This is a genomic window from Mastigocoleus testarum BC008, assembly GCF_001456025.1.
Classification (GTDB): Bacteria; Cyanobacteriota; Cyanobacteriia; order Cyanobacteriales; family Nostocaceae; genus Mastigocoleus; species Mastigocoleus testarum.
The window spans coordinates 119173-137539 of sequence record NZ_LMTZ01000107.1; the positions used below are offsets into that span (position 1 = coordinate 119173).

Below are 18367 nucleotides of genomic sequence, written 5' to 3' on the forward strand. Positions count from 1 at the left end.
AATTGAATTTTGTTTTTTCAATTACAAATAGCTCAATAACTAACACTTAGTTATAAAAATGACAACTTTTTTGCTAAAATCGCTATTTATCTCCTTCCCGAGAATAAGGAATACCCAAAGCTGATGGTGCTGCAGATTTACCCGCCAAACCTATAAGTGCAAATAGTGCCGTAACATACGGTAACATAATTAAAAATTGATAGGGTATGTCTGCTCCCAAAGCTTGGACCCGCAGCTGTAACGCTTCAGTCGCACCAAAAAGCAAACAAGCAAAAAAACTACCTACAGGATGCCATCGACCGAATATTAAAGCTGCGATCGCAATAAATCCCCTACCTGCGGTCATCTCTTCAGTAAAATATTTAACATGTTCTACGGCAAGATATGCACCTCCCAAACTAGTTAAAAATCCACTAGCTAACACCGCCAAATAACGCACCTTTTCCACTGATATTCCTGCAGCATCCGCAGCTTTTGGAGATTCCCCCACCGCTCTCAAAGTTAAACCAGGGCTAGTTTTAAATAAAAAATAAGTACTAAAAATAACTAGAAAAAATAATAAATAGATTAATATATCTTGTCGAAAAAGTAAGGATCCAAGGATGGGTATATTAACAAGAATAGGAATACTAATTTGTGACAGTCCGGGTAATTCTTGAGAAATAATATTACTAAACAACCTTGCCAAAAAAGATGTTAAACCTACAGCAACAAGGTTAATAGCCAAACCAGAAACAACTTGATCTACTCGCAAACTGATAGATAGGAAAGCATGAAGAAAACCTACCAAACTTCCAACTACCACCGCAGCCAAAATTCCCAACCAAACATTAGCAGTATAAGCAGTCACAATTGAACTAGTGAAAGCACCAACTAACAACATTCCTTCCAAAGCAATGTTAAGTACTCCAGAGCGTTCGCAAAATAATCCACCCAAAGCAGCAAACGCTAACGGAACAGAAAGACGCAAACTGGAAAGAAGGTACTCTGTTAAAAAATCGTTGGTCATCTATCACTGGTAATGGGTAATGGGTAATGGGTAATTGGTAATTGGTAATTGGTAATTGGTAATTGGTGGTTCTTCACTTACTATTACTGGCTCCTAACTCCTTACTTTTTACTTTTTACTTCTTACTTTTTACTCTCCGGGGTCGGTTTTAAATCCAAAGGAGGTAATGGTTGACCTGGGCTATTTTCTTCCTGCTTCCACTCCGACAGTTCTCGATTAACAGCGTTAGCAAAATTTTTGGATACTAACAGTACTTCGATTTTGTCACTTGAATTAGAATTTATTTTTTTTCGAGCATAAAGAGATTGATCCTGAAAATCAGAACTACCTAAAATCAGTTTGCGAACTTCCTTATTTTTGAGTTTTATCTCGATAGTTGCTTGGGGTTTATCCAAACCATACCGAGATAATTTTTCTTGTGATGTTGGTATTTTAGTATCACTTTTTCCATTTACTAACAAATCTGTAAGATAAGAAACAGATGCATTACTAGCAACTTCTTGGGAAGGAGATTTTAGCAGCCATTTATTTTTTTTAGATCTATCTGGATTCCTTTCCAAACTAACTTTGGAATCATTGGTACTAATATTTAAAGATTGGATATCGTCAGCTGCAAACGAAAAAATTTGCTTTTCTTCTGCTTGTGCGCCTTCTCGCTGCTTTGTACCCTGAATTTCAAAAAAGTAAACGAAACCCCCCAAACCCAGTGCCAGTAAGACTAAAATTAAAGTTGTGCGCGGTAATTTCATGATTCTACTCCCTCCTTATTTATTACCGAACGCTTAAAAAAATTAACCTATCTCCTGCTCCCCGTTTCTTGATAACTGTAGCCCGTAAGGGCTTGGCGTTAGCCATAAACAGTTAACTGTTAACTGTTAATTGTTAACTGTTAGCACCTAGCGGTTAGCGGAGCGTGACGTTAGTCAGAGCGTACCGGATCCGTAGGTAGCGCAGCTATAGGTATTGCGTGCGCGACAAGGGCGTAAGCGTACTGTAAGTATTGCGCATTAACTGTCACTACCTCCTCCTCAACCACCAAAGAAAACCTGCAGTTACAAAAGCAAGCAAAGGTAAAACAATTACTGATGTAGATGAGACAATAAAACTTTGAGTTGATGTTAAATTCAGACGACGATTCTTTTGTTCCTTGGGACGAATAGAAAGAGCTTGTTCATCATCTACTTGTGAAAGCCAAGTTAATGAATTGAGGAATATATCACCATTTAATTGTTGTCCGAACAAACCATTAATAACAAAGTCTGAATCACCTATGACTACCAACCTTGATTCTTTGGATTTTTCTTCTTTAGGTTTTTCTTCTTTAGGTTTTTCTTCTTTGGGTTTTTCTTCTTTGGACTTTTCTTCAGTTTTTACTTCATTTGGTGAAGGACTTGGTGTAGTATTCGATTTTGCTTGGGGAGAATTCTTTTCAGTAGTGTTTGGAGTTTCTTTAGGAGTAGGTTTTGCTTCAGATGAATTTTCAGGCGTTGAATTTGTATCTGTCGAACTTGCAATTGTTTTCTTTAAAGCAGCACCTAAAATTAATGGTCCTTTGCGATCACGACCTTCATTAAATTTTAAATCTTCACTTTTGAGATCGCTTTCAGCCCAAGAATTAGGGTAAGGTTTAGTTTTCAGTAATTCTGTAACTTCAATTCCATCAACTTGAGTAATCTCAATTGGACGGGCTAAAGGATATAAAGAAAATCCATTACCAAAGTCTTTAGTAATAGGATGTTGACCGTACTCAGAAATATAAATTGCAGATGGACCACCATATTCAGGAGCAACAGAAACATCAACAGCTAGACGGTCATCCAACTTAACACCCCATTCAGATAGCAAGGTATTTAATTTGGGATCGGCATCGGGATCTATCATTAATAATAGATTACCGCCATTATCAAGATATTCTTGTAGTGCTTTAACTTCACTCTCAAATAATTCTTGCTTGGGACCAGCAATGACTACAACATTAGTATTTTCAGGTACTGTTTTTGATTCAACTAAATTTAATGGTTCGGGCACAAAAATTGTGTCTCCAACAGCTTGGAAAGCTTGAGACATTGAATTTTGACCTTGAACTATTTGAGCTTCTCCATGTCCTTGTAAAAAGTAAATTCTTAGTTGAGTGCTACTAGTAATTTGTTGTAAGCGATTTGTTAATTTAACTTCGGAAAGAGGTTGATTGTCACCAACTACTTGTACCAATTGACGTTTATCTCCATACACAAGATAAACTTCTCCTTCCTCTTTGACACCAAAACTTTTCGCCTGTCCTGGTTTAGCTAATGGGTTTATATATTCAAAATCAAAATTAGAGCTTTGTCGTCGATAGTTTTCCAACAATTCTTGGTCTTGAGGGTTTTGATTATTCGTAAATATCAAAACTTTGATTGGTGCTTTTAAGTTTTTTACCAATTGTTGGGTTTGGGGTGCAAGGGAAAATAACCGACTTTCAGTTATATCTGTCCGATATTGATAGCGAATTCCCAAAAAGTTAACTAACCCCAAAATAGTTAATATAGCTAAAGTGGCAATTATGGCGTTAGTTCCTGCTTGGGTCGAACGACGTTCCCACCATTTATTTTGCTGGCTTTGCCAAACTAAATATCCAATAATAACAGCCGTCCCCAAACTTATTAATGCTAAAGGTATAGCATCCCAAGTTTCTGAGACTAAACCGACAGCTAAACCTGCAGTAATAAAAAATGGACCAAACCAAAATAAATATTTCAAAGATTTCCCTTTACTAATACTTTTCATTTATCAGTTAACAGTTAACAGTTATCAGGAGTCAGGAGTCAGGAGTCAGGAGTCAGGAGTCAGGAGTCAGGAGTTAGGAGTCAGGAGTCAGGATTGTGCGCTACCGCGCACCGCTTTGCTAACAGAAGTCAGAAGTCAAAAATAATCAGTGAACAATTACCCATTACCCATTACCCATTACTCATTACTTCTCATTATTGACGTTGAAAACGGAATGCATCAATCGACTGTGCAGTAAGGAAAATACCTAAAAAAATGTAACTAAAGAATAAAATTAAACTACTAGTATCAAAAATTCCTTTGACCAAATTACTATAATGTTTGAGCAATGATAAATGACTTAATGCTTCCCCTAAAACCCCACCTAAATTATTGGCAACCAAGTCAACAAATAGCAGTAATAAAATAACTGCAAAAGTAATAATTGCAGAAAGAATTGTACTATCTGTCAAAGAAGAAATAAACATTCCTAGTGACAAAATAGCTCCCGCAAATAAAATTAAAGCCAGATGACCCAACAAAGGAATTGTAAATTGCATTGGAGGATTCGACGCACTCAATACAATTGCTTCAAATATTAATAGTGGCAAAATTATAGTTGTTACAAAAGTAAGTACGCCAAGCAACTTACCCACCGCAACAGCCCAATTAGTAATTGGTGATGTGGCTAACAATTCTAAGGTCCCACGTTTGCGCTCTTCCGTATACAAACCCATAGATAAAATTGGTAGGATAAATAATAATAACCAACCAATACGATCTAAAAAGGCGCGGATAAACTCATAAGGTACATCTATAGGTGGTGTAGGAATTCCCAATTGTTGTCCCCGTAAGTCCAAGCTGACAACAAAATTTAAAATATCTTGTAAAATCGTGATAAAGAAAAGCCCAGACAAAAACCAAAAAACACCGGCGATTGCATAAGCTAAAGGCGATACAAAATAGCTTTGTAACTCCCGGCGATAGATGGCAATAATGTTATTAATTACTATACCCATTTAGGCAACATCTCCTGACTCGGCTAATACTGAATCTGTTTGTGTTGAATCTGTTTGTGCTGAATCTTTTTTTCCCAAACTTATTTCAGATTCAAGTTTTTCTTCAGTTGTTAACTCCAAAAATACATCTTCCAATGTGGCTCTGACCCTTCGCATTTCATATAACTCAAATTCAGTACGTAACAAAGCAGCAGCTATATTACTCCCTGGTTCGGTACCGGGAACGCAAATCACCCGCAAGTTAACGCGATCTGCATTGTTCTTACTGTGACTTCCAATCGCCGGAATTGATTCTACCAAAGAAACATCAGGTAAATTTTGCAACACTTGTTTGGCAAGTGCTGCTTCTCCAGCAATTTCCAACTCATAGCCAGAACCACCTGCAAGTTCGCCCATTAAATGTTCTGGCGTGTTCGTCGCTACAACCTTACCCCCATTGATAATTGTGACCCGGGAGCAGACCATACTCACTTCCGGCAAAATATGAGTTGAAAGAATAATTGTATGTTCGCCGGCTAAGTTTTTAATTAGATTTCGTACCTCAATAATTTGGCGGGGATCCAGACCAACTGTAGGTTCATCAAGGATAATAACTGGTGGATCGTGGACAATTGCTTGGGCAATACCAACTCTTTGACGGTATCCTTTAGAAAGTTTACGGATGATGACGTGGCGTTTGTCAAATAAGTTGCAGCGCTCCATAGCTGCTTTAATCCTAGCAGCGCGATCGCCTGCTGCAACACCTTTGATCCGCGTCACAAAATATAAGTATCCTTCCACTGTCATTTCTAAATACAACGGCGGAGTTTCTGGTAGATAACCAATCCGCTGGCGTACTGCTAGAGAATTTTCGTGGACGTCAAACCCAGCAATCCTAACCGTTCCACGAGTGGCTGGCAAATAACCCGCGAGAATTCGCATGGTAGTTGTTTTACCTGCGCCATTCGGTCCTAGGAAACCAAGAATTTCCCCTTGTTCGACGCTAAAGGTGACATCACTGATAGCGGTGTGAGAACCGTATATCTTACTGAGATGTTCGACTTCTATCATCAAAAAAACTACCCATCAAAAAAAACTACAGACATCAGCTCGTGAACTTCTAAATTACCAAATCATAGGAAGGGATAGGCGAATGGGGATTGGCGACTGGTAATTGGGACTGGTAATTAGGACTGGGTAAATCGGTAAAGATGTTTGACAAATCACATTTGTGCGATTACCAATGACCAATAAATAGCTAATAGTTGACTGTTCCCCTATGGCTAAAGTAACGCAATAAGCACATAACGAAATGCTAACTAAGCTAACGCCATAACAGTAGTACACGTGTATTCATTTTTTTGATTCCCAGTCGCCTATCCCCAGTCGCCTATCCCCCAATCCAAAAAAAAACCCAGTTTGTGTAATAGGGCATTTGTAGATTTACTTATCATTGTCATAATTTAAACATTTCAGAGCCAATCAGTAATCAATGGAGAACTATAAGCTTGTTACCACAGTTTATGTCAACCCAACCAAAGGCAACGATGCCAATACTGGGTCAAAGTTGGCTCCATTTAAAAGTCTTACCCGTGCCTTAAAGACAATCAATATTACCCTATCCCCCACAATTATTCACTTAGCATCTGGTCTTTACAGCACCAACAGTGGAGAAATTTTTCCATTGCAAGTTCCAAAAGGAGTAATTTTGATCGGTAAGGAAGCCACAAAAGGAAAAGGGATCGTGATTTCTGGGAGTGGTAAATATCGGAGTCCAAGTTTCGGTTTACAGCAAGTTGCAATGGTATTACTTGATGATGCCAGTCTTATGGGTATTACTATCACCAATAACCAAAACAGAGGAACTGGTATTTGGATTGAATCTAGTATTCCCCAGATAACTAATTGCACTTTAAAAAATTGCGGTCGAGAAGGTATTTTTATCTGCGGAAATGCAAAACCATTAATTGTTGATAGTACCTTTATTGGTAATGGGGGTGCTGGGTTATTAATGGCAGGGAACAGCAAAGGAGAAATTTGGCGCAATGTTGCCCAGAGAAATAAACTGGGGATTGTTATTAGCGATTTTGCTGCACCTTTAATTGCAAAAAATACCAGTTCGAACAACCAAATTGGTATAGCTCTGTCGCGACAGGCTAGACCTGTTTTACGCCATAATTCACTTAAAGCCAATACTTTGGGTGGATTGAGGGTAAACGATCACTCTACACCCGATTTAGGTCATCCTGATGATGCTGCTGGTAATATTTTTCGCGACAACCGTCATTTTGACGTTCATAACAATACTTCAACAAAATTAATTTCTGCTGGTAATGAATTAAATCCAACTCAAATTAAAGGAGTCGTGGATTTTATCGCTGTTACAACCCAGACAGCACAAGCTAATTTGTCTCACAGTACGTTGAATGATCTCGGCGGACATTGGGCTAATACATTTATTGAAGCCTTGATTACTAAAGGCATAATTAGTGGTTTTCCCGATGGTTCTTTTCGACCAGAAGCACCAATTACCCGCGCCCAATTCGCCACAATTATTGCTAAAACTTTTCATTTACCTATTATTCGAAATGTTAAGAATTTTATCGATATTCAACCGGGTTTTTGGGGCGCAGATGCCATATCCCGCGCTGCAGGTATGGGATTTATCAGTGGCTTTCCTGATGGTACCTTCCGACCTGAGAAAAACCTGAGTAAGATTCATGCCATTTTAGCCCTAACTAATGGACTTAAATTTAAAGGCGGCAATCCTAATATTTTGCAAGTCTATCAAGACCGGGCCCAAATTCCCAGCTATGCAACCAATGCTATAGCCTTAGCCACTCAAAAACGTTTAGTGGTTAATTACCCCGAAGCTTCGCTACTGGAACCCCAAAGGGATATTACAAGGGCAGAAGTTGTCGCCATCGCCTACCAAGCATTGGTTGCAAGCAATCAGGAAGAACCGATTATTTCACCTTATATCGTTAATCCGAATATTAATATGCCGTCATTTTCTGACTTGCGGGGGCACTGGGCAGAAAATTTTATCCGAGCATTAGTTAGCATGGGATTAACCAGTGGTTTTCAAAATGGCACCTACCGTCCAAACAAATTAATGAATCGCGCCCAATATGCGGCTTCGATCGCAGCGGCTTTTGAACCAGCTGTTAAGGTTCGGGCACCTCAGTTTTCTGATGTTCCTAAGAATTTTTGGGCTTATAGACAAATTCAAATCGCAGCTAGCAGCGGTTTTGTTAGCGGATTTAACGATCGCACTTTTCGTCCTCATGAAAATGTCGGAAGGTTGCAAGTAATTGTTTCCTTAGTCAATGGACTCAATTTGTCTGCTACCAGTGAAGATGTTTTAGAACACTATACTGACATTGAGGAAGTACCTGTTTATGCACAAAGACCAGTGTATATTGCTACACAAAGACAAATTATGATAAATTACCCTGACCCAAAAAAAATCCAGCCTTACAGAAAGGCAACAAGAGGAGAAATAGCAGCAATGATTTATCAAGCATTGGTTGCAGTAGGTAGAGCACCTGCCATTGATTCGCCTTACATATCTAATCTGTATAATTCTTCATCGCGACAATTAACCAGATAAGTCACAATAATTACTATCAATCCAACAAAGGTCTTTTTTTAAGCCTTGTAAACAAAAGTACTTTAAGGCTTTATGCGACGGGAGCAAAATGTGGCTCTATTGCCAATAATAAATACCAATAAATTCGCACCTGTTGCGGAAAATTCTCCGAATTTGGCAATAGGTTTATTAACTCACTATAGTTTTGACCTTGGCGGCTACAGTGCTAGCGAACTAGTAAATCGCTGGCGCAAAGATTACGCTGTGAGTTGGTTGCGTCTGGCAATTATTGAAGCGCTTTACCAAGGACGTTACAAAGCTGTCTCGGTGCAACAAATATTAACATTGTGGCATCGACGAGGTCAGCCAACTTATCATTTCAACGTGGAATTTGAGAATTTGATTTGCAGTAAATTGCCAGAAGATTTAACTGCTGCTCCAAATGCATCAGCTTTTCTCGCTGCTCGAAGTGATTCCCAAGAGACAAAATCTCAAAACGTAACTTCTTTTCCCCTCAAAAATCATACTTCACAGCCAGTAGCTCCCCGTATTAAAGCTGCGACTCAAAAACAGCTCCGTGCTTCTTATGAGTCACATCAATATAAAACTTCTTCAAGAGTAAATACATCTCCACAGGAAAAATATCGCCAGTTAAGATCGTCTGCGCAAACTGTTGTTGCACAAAGCAAACAGAGGTATTTACCATCGGGAGAGCATAATTTATCGGCTTCTGATGAATTTTCATGGGGATCTCAAGGTGGGATGGTAGAAGGTTTACCGGTGGAAGATACAGCCACACAAAAGGCAACGACAACAAAGTTTCTCCCTCAGTCCGATGTTAATCGTCCTCCCATTGGGCAATTTACTCCGGAAAAAAGCGATCGCTCCGAGCTATTTACATCAAAACTCAGAGCGATCGTACGGGAAGAGACAGGTTAATAAGAACGGTAATGTAAAAAGTAAATTCAACTTATCGCTTTATCGGTTCAACTGTTGCTCGCAAACCATTATTTTTGAAGATTTTTACGAGCGCTTTCGCTTTACTATGAGCGCTGAAAACTCCAGCCTGCATGGCACTGCGACCGCGCCACTGTCGGAGAAATGCACCGGGAGCAAGATATTTAACTAAATCTCGATCTCTAAGATTGCGGACTTCTACAAATACTCGATAGCGGGAACTTGTTGGGGCTTCTCTAATCGCAACGGTAGACGGAGTTTCAATATTATTTCTATTCCTATTGTTATTAATATTCGGTGGTGGTATCAGTTGCTGGGTTCCAGAATTACTACCTAAAGGAACATTTGGATTTGGGACAGATAATATATCCGGGGAAGCTGCTTTAAGAGCAGGTAAGCCTTGATTGGGATTTCCCTTTGGTTGGCTTGGTAATTGTTGGTTTGGTAAGGGAAGTGGCGAATTTGAGTTAGGAGAAGGGGCTCTAAACTCAATGGTATTTTTATCAATTTGAACGGAGTTAATTTGGGGAAGCTCGGATCTATTATTTGTGACGTTCGCCCTTGGTAAGGGATTAGCTTGTCGCTGAGGCGAATTAAAAATTAGTGGTTTTGGCGGTAAGTTCGGTGCTGGCGATCTAGGTGCACTAAAAGTAACTTCTCGTTTTAAAGAATTTTGACCTTGACGACGGGAAAGATTAGTATTATTGCTCGGAAAGTTCAATGGACGAGCAATGGTAGATGGTAGATTTGAGGGACGAGCAATCGGTAAAGACCCAGTTCTAACTACCACGTCGCCGTCGACCCTATCCTGTCGAATAATATTACCAACAGCTACTATTTGTTGCTTTGCAGCTTTAGCGTTTATATCGTGACGGGCGTTACCACGAAATTGATTTCCACCAGCTTCATTGGAATCTCCTAGATTTGGCTGCGCTTGGGAAATAACTACTAAGCCATCTTCTTTACTATTCTCAATAATATTATTTCGCAGGATTGGGCGAGCATCAGCTTGAACGATTATCCCGCTACGGTTAAATTTAATTTGATTTCCCAACACAACGGGTTCGGCACTCGCTGCAATATTAATACCAAAACCAGTATGTTGAAACACATTGTTTTGAACTTCGGCTTTGGAATTACCTGTAATAGTGATGCCATTTGCACCATTGCGATAAAAGTAATTTTTACTTACTTGTGCCGCGCTATTACCCGTAATTGCAACTCCATCCTGAGTAGAACCTGTGAAAGTATTACCCGTAATGGTGGGATTACTGGATTCAATCCATAAGCCATAACCTCTGGGATTGTTGTTAGTAACCGTAACGCCGGATAAAACCGCTTTGTTTGCACCCACAACCGCAACATTTTTACTCCCGAAGGCTCGGCTGAGGAATTCTCCTCCTCCCATAATAACTATCCCGCGCCCCCCAGAGTTTTCCTCACCAGTAATTGTTACACCGGACTTAAGGAACAAGGGAAACTTCTCCCCACTACTTTCACTATAATTACCTTCTGATAATCGAATAACGGTATTTGATTTAGCGATTTCTAGGGCTTTAGTAATGGTTTGTAATGGAGCAGCACTACTGCCATCCCCAGTGTCATTTCCAGCACGTGGGTTGACAAAGAGCACATTAACCTGAGAAATTGATCTGACATCAGTTTTTCTTGTACTCGGTGTAGGGGGTAGCTGAGCAACTGCTTGTGCAAAACCCAAAGTCAAACAAATTGTAACTCCCACTCCTATACTGGCACTTAGATACAACACAAACCAATTCAAAACGCTGAACATTTCTAAATTGAAAGATTTAGCTTTTCTTTCATCCCGAGAAAATAAATAGTTTTTCGGGAGTTGTTGTCGAAAGTATTTAAAGACTAGTTGGGAAATAAATTGGGTGTGATTCAACTTATGACACTCCTTATACCAGCAAAACCTTTTTATACTGCAAAACTTGAAAATGTCGATGATGTCACTTACATATTGTCCTATTGTGCTTTTTTTGTTGGTGCATTTTTAACAGATGACTGGGAATGCTGAGGATGGGGATACTGAGAATGTTTGAGTGTTGAAGCTTGAGTATATTATGTGACATTAACCTGCAATACACTCATATTAAATTCTCGCTTCTATCTCTTTTGGTATAGAGTGAGTACTTAATTAACCATGGTGTTACAGAGGTTGCACAATATCAGATTTAATTTCTCAAACTACACAAAGACTAATTGACTGTGAGGAAAATATACTTAAAATTAAGTCGCGTCATTGTCCATAAAGCCTTAAAATCATCTGCGGTTGATGCTGTTGTATAAGACTTTCGGTCTAATAGGGATTAAATCAGTTTAATTTGCTAAATACTTTTGGTATCCCCAGTCTCCAATCTCCTTTTTAATATAAAAATAATTTAGTCAAGATTAACGATATTTGCGACATTGCCAAGATGAAAGAGTTGGACTGTTACGAACGGAGCATTAATGGGGTTGTTGTAATGGTCGAGCCTTATAGCCAAAAACAACATACACAACAAGTTATTTACCGTATTTTAGATGCAAATCTAGACCGAGGACGGGAAGGCTTAAGAATTATTGAAGAATGGTGTCGCTTTGGGTTGGATGACCCTCAATTAGCTCAAGAATGCAAGCAATTGCGACAGGAGTTAGCTAGTTGGCATACTAACGAACTTAGAGCCGCTCGGGATACACCTGGCGATCCTGGTACGCAATTAAGCCATCCCCAAGAAGAGACAAGAGGTAGTGTAACTTCATTGTTACAAGCTAATTTTTGTCGAGTAGAAGAAGCTTTCCGGGTATTAGAAGAATACGGGAAGCTCTACAAACCGGGAATGGGACAAGCATTTAAACAAATGCGTTATCAGGTTTACACCTTGGAAACCAGAATGATGGGTTATCAACGCCATCAATTATTATGGCGCTCGCATTTATATTTAGTAACCTCTTCGAACTGTGACAATTTATTTGAAACGGTAGAAGCAACTCTGAAGGGCGGCTTAACCCTAGTACAATACCGACATAAAACTGCCGACGATATTATTCGTTTGGAAGAAGCAAAAAAATTAAAAGAACTATGTCGTACCTATGGAGCTTTATTTATAGTTAACGACCGAATAGATATTGCTTTGGCGGTAAATGCAGATGGCGTACACCTCGGACAGCAGGATACACCTGTTGCGATCGCGCGTCAGTTACTTGGTCCCCAACGCTTGATTGGTCGTTCTACCACTAACCCAGGAGAGATGCAAAAAGCAATCGCCGAAGGTGTAGATTATATAGGTGTTGGACCAGTATATCAAACTCCTACTAAACAGGATAAACCAGCAGTGGGCTTAGAATATGTCAAGCATGCTGCAAAAAACTGTTCTATCCCTTGGTTTGCGATCGGTGGAATTGATACAAATAATATCAATGATGTTATTGATGCTGGAGCAAGTAGAATAGCAGTTGTACGGAGTTTGATGCAAGCAGAACAACCGACTCTTGTTACCCAGTATTTGTTATCTCAACTCAATCGAGTCGGATCTGAATCTGCAGACTAGTACCGTTGTGCGGAAGTCATTAGCGGATCTGTAGGTAGCGCAGTTAGAGGCTAGAGGTTCTGACTAACGTCACCTTGCGGATCTGCTGATGCTGCAGGCTAAGGGCGTTTCCGTAGGGCACAAGTCACAATTATTTTATTATCTAGCTTTTGAGTTTTATAAATGGTTGTTTCATTTCCGCCGACTTGTATTAGTTAATCTAAGTTTAATTAATCTAGATTTAATTATCTTAAATCTATATTACTTTTTTGATGTGTTAGGTGTAAATCGTATGTAACACACCGTAAATAAAATTAGGTGAATAAAAATTAATGTGAATAAAAACTAATATAAATAAAAATATTACATGTGCAAAATTAATGCTATGAAAAAATTAATTATTTGCTAATATCTTAATCTTTAATTGGTTCAGATCTATCCCGTACGTTCAAACTATTATTATTTAAACCAGCAGATTTAAATTTGTATAAATTATATGGTCTATAAATATGTCCGAGCAAATTAATCTTATTGTTAACGGCGAAAGTCGTAGTTGTCCTCCTTTTTGCACTTTACCTAAAATTCTCCAACAATTGGGCTATAACCCTCGCCTGGTAGCAGTGGAATATAATGGTGAGATTTTGCATCGTCAGCTTTGGGAACAAACCGAAATTCAGTCAGGCGATCGCTTAGAAGTTGTCACAATTGTTGGTGGAGGTTGAGTTTTATCAGTTAACAGTTGTCAGCTATCAGTTTATGGCTAACACCATCTCCCTGACTTCTGACTTCTGACTTCTGACTTCTGACTCCTGACTCCTGACTCCTAACTCCCAACTCCTGACTCCTGACTCCTAACTCCTAACTCCCAACTCCTGACTCCTAACTCCTAACTCCTAACTCCCAACTCCTGACTCCTAACTCCTAACTCCCAACTCCTGACTCCTGACTCCTAACTCCCAACTCCTAACTTCCTCACTGAATTTGCTGATTAACGTTATAAGAATAAATATATTTTTCGTTATGGGAATCTACATCATTAACTGTTAAACCAATAACTTCCGCTCGATAGCGTTTCAGTTGCTCTACACTGTCATGGAAACAATTACGACTGCTGATACCGGTACGGACGACGAATAAAATATTATGTATTATTTTTCCTATTATTGCTGCTTCACTAGTTAAGGCAACCGGTGGACTATCTACTAATATATAGTCATACTGAGCAGAATTTTTGATTGCATTTAGGCGTTGTTCAAACCCACCGCGAGCAACAAACTCAGCAATTCGCTCTTCTGGAACTCTCATTGCTAATAAGTCTACATTCTCGAAAACATTAATGGGTCGTAGTTGCAAATCTCCAATACTCTGCCCATAATAACCCAAAGATTGTGTTAGTTCGCATTTACGAAAATCAGCATCAACAATCAAAATTCGAAATCCTAATTCGAGTAATGCATTAGCAAGTCCTAAAGTAACTGTGGTTTTACCTTCGCCTGAATTTGCACTTGCTATCATCAGGGATTTATTCTCCAAATGAAGCAAACTGATAGCAGAAGCAAGACGTTGAAACTCGACTTTCTCGTTAATTCCTTCTCCCATACTAGTATCTAAACCTTTCATATAAGGGACACTTGCAAGCACAGGGAAGTTTTTTTGTTGAATATCTTTGGGAGAAATTAAAGGATCGCGCCTTTCCTGTAATAAGATAATGGCTACACTACCAAAGATTGATATCAGTACAGCGCCTAAAATAATCAACTGGATATTAGGACTAGATGCTTCGTTATTAACGAATGGTTCATCTAATAACTGAAAACTAGGATAAGTATCAAAAGCGGAGAGTCTTACTTTTTCTGCTTGTGTTACTAAACCGTTGTAAATCTTTTTGGTCATATCATATCTTCTCTGCAAATCCATCAATATTCCTTGCTTTGTAGGTAACTTCTTCAGTTGCTCCCTCAAATAATTAATTTGTATTTGCAATTGTTGAGCTTTACTCGACATTGCTTCTGCTTGGCTTTCTGCCAAAATCAACTTGTGAACTATGTGTCTGTCTGCAAGGTTTGGGTTGATTGCTACAGAACTGACTGAATTATCAGATACCCGATCTTCTTGTAGTTCATTACGCAATTCTTCTTGTTGAAATTTCAAATTTTCGATACGGGGATGGTTATCAGTTAAGTAGGTTTGAGCTTCTTGAAGAGAAATATTGACTTTGCTTAACTTTTCGCGAATCGATAGAGATGTTTCAGTTCCCTTTGTTTGTAATGACTTGAGCGCTGTTTGAGGAGGAAGAGATAAGCGTGCTGAAAGAATTCGAGTTTGAGCTTGAGCAGCTTTTGCTTCCGCTAAAGCTTCGACCCTAGATTTGTTTAGAGCATTAATAGTAATTACTTTTTGTTTGGCGTCATGTTCGTCACTGATCACATTCCCTGCTTCTTTGAATTTATTCAATTTTTTTTGTGCATCCATCAATTTACGATGTGCTTGTCGTACTTCATCTTGAATAAATTCTGATTGGGAAATAACTCGGTCTTGTCGTAGTTCTTGTAAACGTTCTTTGAGACTAGCAATCAAGTTTTGCGCTCGCTCTGTTGCAAGTTTTGGAGTAGAACCTTCAACACTCAGTGATATGACGGTAGAGTCATTCTCTGGAGAGACATCAAATAACCCTCTGTATTCGCTCAGCTGTTTATATGATGTTTTTTGTGGGTCCTGTTCCCATACTTTTTTCAGTACGTTATCGCTGGTCGCAATTGAGGAAATAACGTTTAGTGGATTGACCTGTTGAGAAAATCCCACCTCTTTAGTTTTCAAATCATCTGAATTATCTAAATCTGCATCAACATTACTTGTTGAAGTGGGTAAAATTAATAATGATTTACTAATCCAAACTCTTGGCAAAAGGGCGATATTAGCGACAGCTATACCAAGTATGATTTTATTCCAAGCTAATACAAACTTCCAATGTCTAACAGCAATTTTAGTAGCTTTTTTCATAAGATTAAGTATTCCAATATTTTTTAAATTCGCATTTATTTCGCATTATTTTTTATATTTACTTGATTTATGACCAAATATCAATTTGTTAGTAAATCGTTAGAAATTTGTTAGCAATTTAGATTGAGAACTATAACTCTATAGATGAGTGTCTTTAAAATAACTCATCTAGTTAGTGACAAAAATAACTTCAAATCAAAGAGGTTTTATGCACACCATGCTGTTACTGCTGTATTACAGTAGGTTTCAATATATAACTAACATTTATCTAACTTTTGACTGTCGAATATAATAGTTAATATCTCCAACTGAATATATGGACAATCAAAAACCTACTATATTTCTTGATTTGAAAAATCTGTTTTTGTTGAAGATTATCGTAGGGAATGCTACTCCTCAAATATCATAAAAAACCTTATTAGATATGACATCTAAGTTATAAGCATCTTTTCTGTCTCGAGCTGAATTAATAAAAATTTTCTGAACTAATATACAGAAAAGTAATCAACAAAGCTTATTTGAATAAGTAAAATAATATATATTTCTAGGACCTAATCAACCGGTCGAATAGCCATTTATGACGAAAAACTCTCCCTGCACATACACACATACTTTGGCTAATGATTTTAAATTTGTTTTTGTGTATCAAAAAAACTGTTTCTATTAGATGCACCATAGTTGAACACACATTTAATAATAAGCTTCACACACCACAATCAAAAGTATTACCAAAGAAGATCTAGTTTTGAAAAGTAGTTTCACAGAAATCATACATTATTTTATATTTTTTTTGTTTTTCTTTGTCAAGATTTAATTTTTGTGATGTTTTTTCGTGTTTGATAAAAATCAATTGCATTGACATTATTTAGTCTTAAAATCACTTGTCATGCTGTTATTAAATGCTAGTTTTAAAATCAAAGAAAGTATGCGGTTACTTGATAGCAAGGTTAAAAATACACTTTGGTGCAAATAAATCTAATAAATTTTTTGGAAGTGGAAAATAAAATTAGTCTGAAATTAAAGATACAAGTAGGTTAGTAAGAAGAATCATAACTTGTAATAGCGCTTTGGCACTAAAGCCCTACTACAAGCCAAATTTTATATTTATTTACRTAGTTTACTTTTTTCTCGCTTGCTTACTTAGGGCTACGCGCAAATTGAAATAGGCCGTCCTTATGGCGACAAAAAGCTTAGGATAGGACTATAGTTAGTTTTTAACGAATAGGATTTATAAATCCTAACCTTATTACGTAGGGCTTATAAATTGACGCTCCCCGTCCTATAGAGGAATTGGTATTACACAATAAAAAATCTGCAATAGAAATTGCAGTTCATGTATTCAGGTACGGTTATCTACCGAAGATATCACTCCAACGGAAGCTGTCTGAGTAGTATATTTAACGTTAAATTAAAAATATAGTTAAAGAAAAGTCGCTATCTTCAATTTAGAAAAGAGAATAATTTTTAGGATTGATGTTATTAAATCAATATCACAGACTCAACATCTATCTTGACAAAAAGTTACTAATATCGTTTTGATGCTACTGTGTTATGTTCAAAAAATTCCAACAAGCTGTTAAACCGCTTTTAAAAACGCTAGTAGTTTTATGTCTAGTGTTTACATTTATTTTGAGTCATGCTGATGCGGCGCTAGCAGCACGTAGCGGCGGTCGCATTGGTGGTGGTTCTTTTAGATCTCCTAGCCGTACTTACACGCCTCGTACCTATGCACGTCCCGGAGGAGGTAGATATTCCCCCTATCCTGGTGGTGGTTTTGGCTTTCCTTTTTTATTACCATTTTGGGGCATTGGCGGAGGATTTAGCGGTTTATTTGGGATCTTGATTTTTATTGCGATCGCAAATTTTATCGCCCAGAGTTTTCGTCGTGCAGGTAGTTATGAAGGAGATGAAATTGGTTACAACAATAATAGTCCCGTGTCCGTAACTCGTTTGCAAGTAGGACTATACGCCCAAGCACGTGGCTTACAAAAAGAACTGAACACAATTGCCGAAACTGCTGATACTAATTCTCCAGAAGGAAGGGCAGAAGTATTACAAGAAACTAGTCTCGCTCTGTTACGCCATCCGGAATATTGGGTATACGCAGGTGGTGGTACAAAACAAGCAAAATTAACTGCTGCTGAGGCTGAGTTTAACCGCCTATCATTAGCAGAACGCAGTAAGTTTACAGAAGAAACCTTAACTAACGTTAATAATCAACTCAAATCATCCACATCTCAAGCTGTTTTAGCTGGTGAAGTTGATAATCCTACAGAATTGATAGATCGAGGACCCGGAGAGTACATTATTGTTACCTTGATTTGTGCAACCTTAGGCAAATTTCAAATACCTGATATCAATAGTAGTGATGACTTACGCCAAGCTTTACGTCAGGTTGGTAGCATGCCAAGCGATAAACTCCTAGCGATTGAAGTCCTCTGGACACCTCAAGCAGAAGGAGATACCTTGACAACTAATGACATTTTAGAAGCGTATACCGATATCAAAGTGGTTTAATTCGGTTATACCAATTTCA

The 18367-nt window shown here is 38.2% G+C and carries 13 protein-coding genes; 6 read left to right on the plus strand and 7 right to left on the minus strand.

Annotated elements, in window-relative coordinates; all coding sequences use genetic code 11:
- Window positions 1-82: 82 nt before the first annotated feature.
- The 5 genes from BC008_RS25900 to BC008_RS25920 form a co-directional block, all read right to left on the minus strand.
- Window positions 83-1009: an ABC transporter permease gene (locus BC008_RS25900; protein ID WP_027846777.1), complete on the minus strand. Its 927-nt coding sequence runs from the start codon at window positions 1007-1009 to the stop codon at window positions 83-85.
- 122 nt (window positions 1010-1131) lie between these two features.
- Window positions 1132-1758, minus strand: coding sequence for a DUF4340 domain-containing protein (locus tag BC008_RS25905; protein WP_058184028.1), 627 nt, complete (start codon window positions 1756-1758; stop codon window positions 1132-1134).
- A gap of 268 nt (window positions 1759-2026) precedes the next feature.
- Complete coding sequence (locus tag BC008_RS25910; RefSeq protein WP_027846989.1) at window positions 2027-3775, minus strand: GldG family protein; 1749 nt, start codon at window positions 3773-3775, stop codon at window positions 2027-2029.
- A gap of 194 nt (window positions 3776-3969) precedes the next feature.
- A complete protein-coding gene (locus BC008_RS25915; protein ID WP_027845632.1) occupies window positions 3970-4773 on the minus strand; it encodes an ABC transporter permease in 804 nt (267 codons plus the stop codon).
- Complete coding sequence (locus tag BC008_RS25920; protein ID WP_058184029.1) at window positions 4774-5823, minus strand: ABC transporter ATP-binding protein; 1050 nt, start codon at window positions 5821-5823, stop codon at window positions 4774-4776.
- A gap of 421 nt (window positions 5824-6244) precedes the next feature.
- Here BC008_RS25920 and BC008_RS25925 point away from each other — a divergent pair, with 421 nt between their 5' ends.
- Window positions 6245-8365 (plus strand): S-layer homology domain-containing protein, encoded by a 2121-nt coding sequence (locus tag BC008_RS25925; protein ID WP_027845633.1) that lies wholly within the window; start codon window positions 6245-6247, stop codon window positions 8363-8365.
- A 72-nt stretch (window positions 8366-8437) separates the two neighbouring features.
- Window positions 8438-9283 carry a hypothetical protein gene (locus BC008_RS25930; protein WP_058184030.1) on the plus strand — a complete coding sequence of 282 codons (846 nt, stop codon included), beginning with the start codon at window positions 8438-8440 and terminating at the stop codon, window positions 9281-9283.
- Between the two features lie 31 nt (window positions 9284-9314).
- Here BC008_RS25930 and BC008_RS25935 read toward each other — a convergent pair whose 3' ends face one another.
- Window positions 9315-11207 carry a DUF1565 domain-containing protein gene (locus BC008_RS25935; protein WP_027845635.1) on the minus strand — a complete coding sequence of 631 codons (1893 nt, stop codon included), beginning with the start codon at window positions 11205-11207 and terminating at the stop codon, window positions 9315-9317.
- A gap of 3 nt (window positions 11208-11210) precedes the next feature.
- On the opposite strand from BC008_RS25935, the gene BC008_RS52180 reads away from it, so the two are divergent.
- The 3 genes from BC008_RS52180 (at window position 11211) to thiS (ending at window position 13553) form a co-directional block, all read left to right on the plus strand.
- On the plus strand, window positions 11211-11339 hold the full coding sequence (locus BC008_RS52180) for a hypothetical protein (RefSeq protein WP_268768247.1): 129 nt from the start codon (window positions 11211-11213) through the stop codon (window positions 11337-11339).
- Window positions 11340-11739: 400 nt separating this feature from the next.
- The gene (locus BC008_RS25940) at window positions 11740-12852 is read left to right on the plus strand and encodes a thiamine phosphate synthase (RefSeq protein WP_027845636.1); all 1113 of its coding nucleotides are present in this window, start codon (window positions 11740-11742) and stop codon (window positions 12850-12852) included.
- Window positions 12853-13340: 488 nt separating this feature from the next.
- Window positions 13341-13553: a sulfur carrier protein ThiS gene (thiS, locus tag BC008_RS25945; RefSeq protein WP_058184031.1), complete on the plus strand. Its 213-nt coding sequence runs from the start codon at window positions 13341-13343 to the stop codon at window positions 13551-13553.
- Window positions 13554-13803: 250 nt separating this feature from the next.
- Here the strand turns inward: thiS and BC008_RS25950 are convergent, their stop codons facing one another.
- On the minus strand, window positions 13804-15831 hold the full coding sequence (locus BC008_RS25950) for a GumC family protein (RefSeq protein WP_027844338.1): 2028 nt from the start codon (window positions 15829-15831) through the stop codon (window positions 13804-13806).
- A 1551-nt stretch (window positions 15832-17382) separates the two neighbouring features.
- Here BC008_RS25950 and BC008_RS25955 point away from each other — a divergent pair.
- Complete coding sequence (locus tag BC008_RS25955) at window positions 17383-18348, plus strand: DUF1517 domain-containing protein (protein ID WP_027844337.1); 966 nt, start codon at window positions 17383-17385, stop codon at window positions 18346-18348.
- The last annotated feature ends 19 nt before the right edge of the window (window positions 18349-18367 follow it).